Source organism: Flavobacterium sp. (assembly GCF_043720215.1).
In the GTDB taxonomy this organism is placed as follows: Bacteria; Bacteroidota; Bacteroidia; order Flavobacteriales; family Flavobacteriaceae; genus Flavobacterium.
Window position 1 is genome coordinate 1 of sequence record NZ_JAYSSZ010000279.1, and the last position, 6,909, is coordinate 6,909.

The following is a 6,909-nucleotide window of genomic DNA, read 5'->3' on the forward strand; positions in this document are numbered from 1 at the left end:
GATTCTGAAACCGATTCGTGTTCCAGCATTGAAACAGCGAAACATACAAGCTAATATGTGTTGGATTTAACGAATGATCGTTTACAATTTTCTCAAAAAATCCTGTTAGGTGTTTGATGTAATTCATCTTAATCAAGTTGTAGATTTAACTATTTGTTTTGGCTTTTTATTGCAATCGCAAATTTCACAAGTGCCATTGCAAGGTGTTGTTTCTGTTTTCATATTACATTTCTAATAATTTTTTAATATCATCATATTTGTAATAGATAATTCCGCCAACTCTTGTGTAGTGCAACGTACCATTGATGCGCAAATTTTGCAAAGTACCCGGAGAAATTTTAAGTAGTTTGCGAACTTCTGCCGATTTGAGCCACTGGGCTGTTTTTTCCTCCTCATTAGACATACTTTTGAATTCGGCTAACAATAAATTTCCGAAGTTGAGTAAATCACGTTTGGTAACATTCTGGTGGTTTAGAAGCTCTATGTTTTCGACTTCTGGAAATAATTTTTTTGGGTGTAATAGCATGATGAAATTGTTTATTGGTTCGAATACAAAACAATAGCATCTGACAAACATTTGTTCACAAGTCGAACCCAAGTTGGGTGTTATTTTTATTCAAATTGAAGCAAAACAGACTGTTTTCGGGTATTATTATTTATTTTAAGTAGGAAGGCATTTATGTAAATCCGAATATTAAGGTAATTTTAGGCTAAAAAGTCACTTTAAACCGTTTTTCCCAACCTGAACCCAAGTTTGGTGTTTTTGTAACTAAAAAATCCAAGTCGTTGACTTGGATTTTAATGTTCTTCTTCGATTATTTTAGTATTGAAATTTTCTGAAAGATGGTGCAAAAACTTAGTTTTTACAGTCTTTCTATTTTTAATATCTACATAACTACGATAGATGTTTTCTTCTAAATCAATATTAAAAAAATTTCCAAAATGTGCTGCTAAATCTTTAATATCAATATTTCCGCCATTGATGACTTTTTGATGGTGGAGCGCATAAATAACTTCGATTAAATCTATTTTATTACCTGTCCAGTTGAGGTTTGTTTTTAGTGATGGGTGTACGATATTACAGGAATTGTTTATTTTTTCCAATTTATCTTCCAAATGAACTGACAGTAAATCATTTGCTATTAAAATAGCTACTTTATAATCGTGGGTAGAGCACAGTTTTTCATCATAATTTACCAGCGAACAATCGTGATTTACAATTGATTTATCATTGCTTCTAATAAAGTATTGTTCATCTTTAGAAGTTGCTCTCGAACGATAATATTGATAAAAATCTTTGTCTTTTCTTGATTGTTGATACACTTTATCTAGTGCTTTTTCAAAACACTTTCTCTTTAATTTTATACCGATAGGTAAATTAGATTCTAATTTTAGGATATTTTTATAAAAAATTAATCTTGAAACTAATTTGGGTTTCAATTCCTTAAAAAAGTATATTTCTTCAGTTGAAGATTCAAAAATATAGATTTTGAGCCAACTGTAAAGTTCTTTTATTTTTCTTTCTATAAATCGAATTAATTCATTGGCTTGAATTATTACATCTGTAAATGAGTTTTTAATAATCTCAAATTCATTTTCAAAATCGATAAAAAATGGGTTACAAAATACATTCATATAAAAGAAATAATAGTTTTAGATATGATTCAAATAAAACTATTATTTACAAAATATATTGTGAAAATTTTCATAAACTTATAATAATTCCTTAAAATTAATTCACTTTAATTAGATTTAATTCATTATCAACACTTTGCGATTTTACAACGAATTTTTGCTTCAGTATTTGCATATCATTGCTAATTTTAGTATCTAATATCTTAGCATAGTGTTGTGTAGTTTTCAAATTTGTATGACCTAGCATTTTACTAACCGTTTCTAACGGCACTCCATTTGAAAGCGTTACAGTTGTTGCAAAAGTATGTCTAGCAATGTGAAAAGTTAGGTCTTTATTGATACCGCAAACATCTGCAATTTCTTTTAAATACGCATTCATTTTTTGATTACTCAATATTGGCAATAATCGATTTTCATTATTAGAAGTTGGATGATTTTCGTATTTATCTATCATTTGTTGTGCTACGGGCAATAGTGGGATTTTTGATAGTGTTTCTGTTTTTTGTCTTGTAGTAAAAATCCATTTATCTCCATCGATTCCTAAGCTAATATGATTTTTTGTTAATTGCTTCACATCAATATAAGCGAGTCCAGTAAAGCAACTGAAAACAAAAATATCACGAACTAACCCCAACCTTTCAGAAACAAATTGTTTGTCAATAATTCTTTCTATTTCCTCTTCGCTTAAGAACTCTCTAATTACTTCTTTTACTTTGGCTTTATAATTCACAAAGGGATCTTTTAAAAGCCACCCATTTGCAAGACATTGATTGATTATCTTGTGGAAGTTTTTAATGTATTTAACTGCTGAATTGTTATTGCATCTGCGGACACTTCTCAAATAGAATTCATACTCCGTTATAAAAGCATGGTCGATTTTATCAATGTTAATGTCTGAAACATTATATTTCCACTGAATGAAATTTACGGTATGTTTTAGTGATGTTTTGTATCTTTCCAAAGTTCCTGGTGCATATTCTATTCCAAGTAGTTCTTCTATTTTACGATTGTGTTCTTCAAATATTGGGATTACAGTTCTTACTCTTTCCTTGATTCCAAAAAGTTCATTGTTCAAAGTTTCTGAAGTAACTTCAATATCTTTTGCAATCAGAATTTTTTCAGCTTGATTCACTTTAATTTTTAGATTATCAAGATGACTATTAATTGTTCGAGCTTCTTCTGAATTACCTTTTACTTTCGACATTTCAGAGTGCCATTTGTCAGGATCTATAAATTTACCTGTACTTTTATCATTACGCTTACTGTTTACGGTAATTCTCTGAAAAATTGGAACTAGTCCTTGTGGATTGACTTTAGCTCTTTTTAGATAAAAAAGAATGGTGATTGTAGTTTTCATTTTGGTGACCTTTAAGTTCATAATTAATTTGCAAAAACTATCAACACAAAACAAGATGTTCATTTTTTGAACCACCTGCTAATAAAGGGCTGGCAAGGAATTCGGGGTACTTTATAAACTGCTTTTCATTGTGCCCCGAATTGTGCCCCTTTAGAATGAGAAACTTTGAATAAAATGGATAGGGCGTAAATTAAAAAACCCTCTAAATCATACGATTTAAAGGGTTTTGTTAGGTTTTTTGAAATAACCAGCGGAGAAAGAGGGATTTGTTTTCCATTTCTAACCAATTGATATATAGATTTTTAAATTCTATTCGTAAACTAGGGTCTCTATTATGCACCTGCTTTTTGCATTGCAAAACTTCGATTAACTTATAGTACAAATGTAGTTATATTTTATGACTTTTTGAAGCAATTTGGAAGAAAACATTATCAAAAAATGAACTGGTTAATAGTCTGGTTAGCAAATTTCTAAAGTTTAATTTTTAGTAATCTTACATTTCATTTCTAACCAATTATCAAAGGTTCTACCTGCTCATATTTTAAACTGGTGTAAACACAAAACTCCTCGATTGATACAAACTCATTTTCAAGCTTGTTAAGCTCAATTCTCATCTTTTGCAACAATCTAATGCTTTGTCGATAACTCTTTCCAGTAATGCGTTGTATGTCCTTTGGGTAGATACATAATCTCTTATTTTCTGTTTTCATACATTATCTATGCCTTTGACTAGGCTTTGACTTACTTTAAAACCCTATAATCCAAATTTTTGCATTGTGTAAAATTAGAAAAAAAATCCTTTGTGTAATAATCTGTGATTTAAGACTATTTGAAAGGCTCATATATTGCCATTTGTGGTCATTCCTGCCATTTATGTCGTAAAGTGTCATATTGGATTGGTGTTACTTTTTTATTCTGTTTAATTGGCTAAAATTTGTCCGAAATCAATCGGAAGATGTTGCAACAGAAAGATGATTTAGAGCAATTATTAATCTAAATTTTAGAAATTATGGCAAGACAGAAAGGCATAATTAAATTGAAAGGTACTATCGGAGATATTACTTTTTACAAAACCCAAGACGGACATCTGGCTCGTGAAAAAGGTGGAATCGATGCAAGCAGAATTGCGAGTGATCCAGCGTTTCAAAGAACACGTGAGAACGGTTCTGAATTTGGTCGCGCTGGGAAAGCAGGCAAGATTTTGAGAACGGCTTTAAGAGCGTTGCTTTTGAATTCTGCCGATGGAAGAATGGTTAGTCGTTTAACTCAACGAATGATACAAGTTATTCAAGCTGATTTAATTAGCGTGAGAGGTTTGCGAAACGTTATTGATGGCGAAGCCGAACTTTTAGCAGGTTTTGAATTCAATATTCGTGGAAAACTGGGCACCAGTTTATTTGCGCCATTTGTGGCAACTATTGACCGTCCAACTGGTGTAATTGAAGTTACTTTAGCTCCATTTATACCTGCCAATATGATTGCAGCTCCAAGCGGAACAACACATTTTAAAATCATTTCTGCTGGTGCGGAAGTAGATTTTGAAGCGGAAACCTTTGTAGTTGAAAATTCAGAAACTGGAATTTTACCTTGGGATTCAGTGGCAACTGCGATCATTACTCAAACCAATACGGTAACTCCAGCTAGTACAAAACCTTTGTTTTTAGCTCTTGGTGTTGAGTTTTACCAACAAGTAAATGGTCAAATGTATGCTCTTAAAAATGGTGCATACAATCCGTTAGGATTGGTGCAAGTGAGCGGATTGTAAGATGGTTTTGACACTATCAAGAACTTATTTTCCTGACGGAACTAATGGAAAACTCGAATGCGAAGGCAAACTTATTTGTTTGACAATTGAATTGCCTTGGAAAAACAACAAAACGAAAGTTTCCTGCATTCTAGAAGGGAAATATTTTATAAAAAAGAGATACAGCAAAAAATTTCAATGGCATTTGGAAGTTTTGGATGTCCAAAACAGAAGTTTAATTCTGTTTCACCCTGCCAATAATGCGTTGCTAGAATTGAATGGATGTATTGCTCCAGTAACAAAACTTTCTGGACCCGGATTGGGTCTGATGTCTCGAAAAGCATTTTCTAAATTGAAAAATTTATTATATCCAATTTTAGTCAAAAACGAAAGTGTTGTTTTAATTGTTCAATCTTAAAATAAGATTATGAAAAAAATAATAAATAGAGCGAAAGCTCCAACTCCGAAATTTTTTAAAGTGCTTCGAAATATTGGTTTAGCATTGGCTGCTGTTGGAGGAACTATTTTGGCTACTCCAATCGCAATGCCAGTTATTGTTACTACTATTGGTGGTTATTTAGCTGTAGCTGGTGGCGTTGTTTCGGCAGTGAGCCAATTAACAACTGAAAATAATGCAAACACAAAGTAATCCAACAATAATTGGAACTGCTAGTGGTACATTTTTAAGTATTGTACCAAATTTAAATTCTGATGATGTTGTAAAAACGGTTGTTTTGGCTACCATTGGTGCAATTGTCAGTTTTATAATTTCAATATTACTTAAATATTTTAGTAAGAAGCACAAAGAATAAAGTTTAACTCTAGTTGTGGTAACCTTTGGGTTAAACAAATGAAGCCCAAACCTCACGGAATGGGCTTTTATAATTTAAAAATAACTATATGATACAAAACAAAATAAATTATATCAAGAGAGGAGCTTTTGATGAATTATACACTCCAAAAGAAGCTGTAGAGTGTATTTTACCTTTTATTCCTCTTGGTGTTAAAACGATTTGGGAATGTACTGCAATTGAGAACAGTGAAATTGTCAATGTTTTGAAAGAAAACGGTTTTGAAGTCATTTCCTCATATTTAAATGAAGGGTTAGACTTTTTTAAATATCAACCTGAACACTATGACTTGATAATTACAAATCCACCATTTTCCTTGAAAGATCAATTTTTGAAAAGAGCGTTTGAACTTAATAAACCTTTTATGATGCTGCTGCCAATAACAACTTTGGAAGGAAAAAAGCGAAGTGAAATGTTCCAAAAAAACAAAGTCCAAATTTTGATACCCAGCAAAAGATTTAATTTTATTAAAGAAAAAAAAGGTAGCTGGTTTCAAACTTCTTGGTTCACTTGGAAGTTGTATCTGAAGAATGATTTAACTTTCTTAAATTTATGAATAAACATAGGCCTAGTCAAACGACTAGGCTTTTTTATTGCAAAAAAAATTAAATTTCTTCAAATAGATTTAGCGTAACTTCTAAAACTACAACTTCTGAATTGTGGTTATACAATTCTTGCCATTTTGCACTATCAATTGCTTTGGCTCGTGTGTCGAAAACGCCAAAACATACTCTTGATGCTCTGCTTTTCCAATTGTCGGTTTGGTACAAAATAAATAGTTTCATAGTTGAAAATTTATGGTTAATAATTAGATTTATTTTTTGCAATAACGATGTAGAATAACTCTTCTTAAATCGTTAATTAGATTGATGTTTTCGTGAAATTGTTTCTCTTTTAACTCTAAAAGTTTGAGTGCAGCTATATTCTTTTGATGCTCCTCGTGTTCCTGCATCATCACATTGGCTTTTGGATTGAATTCTTTTGAGAAGTCTGGAAGGCGTAAAAATGGAATTACTGAACCCACTAAATATTGATGCCAAAATTTAGTTTTCCATAAGCTGTAAGCAACAAAATAAATACTCTCGCAATCTTTTTCGTTTTGAAAAATGACTACAAAACTGTTCGTAAATGGCTCTTTTTGGGGCTTACCGCTGTTCATTCCTTTGTTAAGTATAAATAAATGCGGTTTGGCGTATAACGTCTCTTTTCGGTGTGTTTTGATAATGAAATTTGGCATATATTCGGGTTTTTACGGTGGTGTGCCTCGTTACTACAAGCCACACCTAAAATTTTTAAAAGAAAAAAAGAAAAAAAAGAAAGTC

Annotated in this window: 10 protein-coding genes; 5 read left to right on the top strand and 5 right to left on the bottom strand. The window is 31.5% G+C overall.

The annotated features are described in order from the left end of the window. Positions 1–223: 223 nt before the first annotated feature. From ACHZC3_RS12340 to ACHZC3_RS12350, 3 genes are all read right to left on the bottom strand, one after another. Entirely contained in the window at positions 224–526 is a 303-nt protein-coding gene (locus tag ACHZC3_RS12340) for a helix-turn-helix domain-containing protein (protein WP_394760172.1), read from the bottom strand. Between the two features lie 272 nt (positions 527–798). Further along, on the bottom strand, positions 799–1,635 hold the full coding sequence (locus ACHZC3_RS12345) for an RteC domain-containing protein (RefSeq protein ID WP_394760173.1): 837 nt from the start codon (positions 1,633–1,635) through the stop codon (positions 799–801). A 97-nt stretch (positions 1,636–1,732) separates the two neighbouring features. Next, on the bottom strand, positions 1,733–2,992 hold the full coding sequence (locus ACHZC3_RS12350) for a site-specific integrase (RefSeq protein ID WP_394760174.1): 1,260 nt from the start codon (positions 2,990–2,992) through the stop codon (positions 1,733–1,735). A 1,009-nt stretch (positions 2,993–4,001) separates the two neighbouring features. Here ACHZC3_RS12350 and ACHZC3_RS12355 point away from each other — a divergent pair. The 5 genes from ACHZC3_RS12355 to ACHZC3_RS12375 all read left to right on the top strand — a co-directional run bounded on the left by ACHZC3_RS12355 (position 4,002) and on the right by ACHZC3_RS12375 (position 6,143). Further along, entirely contained in the window at positions 4,002–4,757 is a 756-nt protein-coding gene (locus ACHZC3_RS12355; RefSeq protein ID WP_394760175.1) for a hypothetical protein, read from the top strand. Between the two features lies 1 nt (position 4,758). Beyond that, entirely contained in the window at positions 4,759–5,154 is a 396-nt protein-coding gene (locus tag ACHZC3_RS12360) for a DUF5675 family protein (RefSeq protein WP_394760176.1), read from the top strand. 9 nt (positions 5,155–5,163) lie between these two features. Beyond that, positions 5,164–5,385 (top strand): hypothetical protein, encoded by a 222-nt coding sequence (locus ACHZC3_RS12365; protein ID WP_394760177.1) that lies wholly within the window; start codon positions 5,164–5,166, stop codon positions 5,383–5,385. Next, positions 5,369–5,548 (top strand): hypothetical protein, encoded by a 180-nt coding sequence (locus ACHZC3_RS12370; protein ID WP_394760178.1) that lies wholly within the window; start codon positions 5,369–5,371, stop codon positions 5,546–5,548. Before ACHZC3_RS12365 ends, ACHZC3_RS12370 begins: the two co-directional genes overlap by 17 nt. An 88-nt stretch (positions 5,549–5,636) precedes the next feature. Next, a complete protein-coding gene (locus ACHZC3_RS12375; protein WP_394760179.1) occupies positions 5,637–6,143 on the top strand; it encodes a hypothetical protein in 507 nt (168 codons plus the stop codon). A 49-nt stretch (positions 6,144–6,192) separates the two neighbouring features. On the opposite strand, the gene ACHZC3_RS12380 is transcribed toward ACHZC3_RS12375, so the two are convergent. After that, positions 6,193–6,372, bottom strand: coding sequence for a hypothetical protein (locus ACHZC3_RS12380; protein ID WP_151105996.1), 180 nt, complete (start codon positions 6,370–6,372; stop codon positions 6,193–6,195). A gap of 29 nt (positions 6,373–6,401) precedes the next feature. Next, positions 6,402–6,824, bottom strand: a complete 423-nt coding sequence (locus ACHZC3_RS12385; protein WP_394760180.1) for a DUF6943 family protein — start codon at positions 6,822–6,824, stop codon at positions 6,402–6,404. Positions 6,825–6,909: the final 85 nt, after the last annotated feature.

Excerpts from the sequence above, each read along its gene's own strand:
- ACHZC3_RS12370 (WP_394760178.1), top strand. The coding sequence starts at position 5,369 with ATGCAAACACAAAGTAATCCAACAATAATTGGAACTGCTAGTGGTACA.
- ACHZC3_RS12385 (WP_394760180.1), bottom strand. The coding sequence starts at position 6,824 with ATGCCAAATTTCATTATCAAAACACACCGAAAAGAGACGTTATACGCC.
- ACHZC3_RS12365 (WP_394760177.1), top strand. The coding sequence starts at position 5,164 with ATGAAAAAAATAATAAATAGAGCGAAAGCTCCAACTCCGAAATTTTTT.
- ACHZC3_RS12345 (WP_394760173.1), bottom strand. The coding sequence starts at position 1,635 with ATGAATGTATTTTGTAACCCATTTTTTATCGATTTTGAAAATGAATTT.
- ACHZC3_RS12360 (WP_394760176.1), top strand. The coding sequence starts at position 4,759 with ATGGTTTTGACACTATCAAGAACTTATTTTCCTGACGGAACTAATGGA.
- ACHZC3_RS12340 (WP_394760172.1), bottom strand. The coding sequence starts at position 526 with ATGCTATTACACCCAAAAAAATTATTTCCAGAAGTCGAAAACATAGAG.
- ACHZC3_RS12380 (WP_151105996.1), bottom strand. The coding sequence starts at position 6,372 with ATGAAACTATTTATTTTGTACCAAACCGACAATTGGAAAAGCAGAGCA.
- ACHZC3_RS12375 (WP_394760179.1), top strand. The coding sequence starts at position 5,637 with ATGATACAAAACAAAATAAATTATATCAAGAGAGGAGCTTTTGATGAA.
- ACHZC3_RS12355 (WP_394760175.1), top strand. The coding sequence starts at position 4,002 with ATGGCAAGACAGAAAGGCATAATTAAATTGAAAGGTACTATCGGAGAT.
- ACHZC3_RS12350 (WP_394760174.1), bottom strand. The coding sequence starts at position 2,992 with ATGAAAACTACAATCACCATTCTTTTTTATCTAAAAAGAGCTAAAGTC.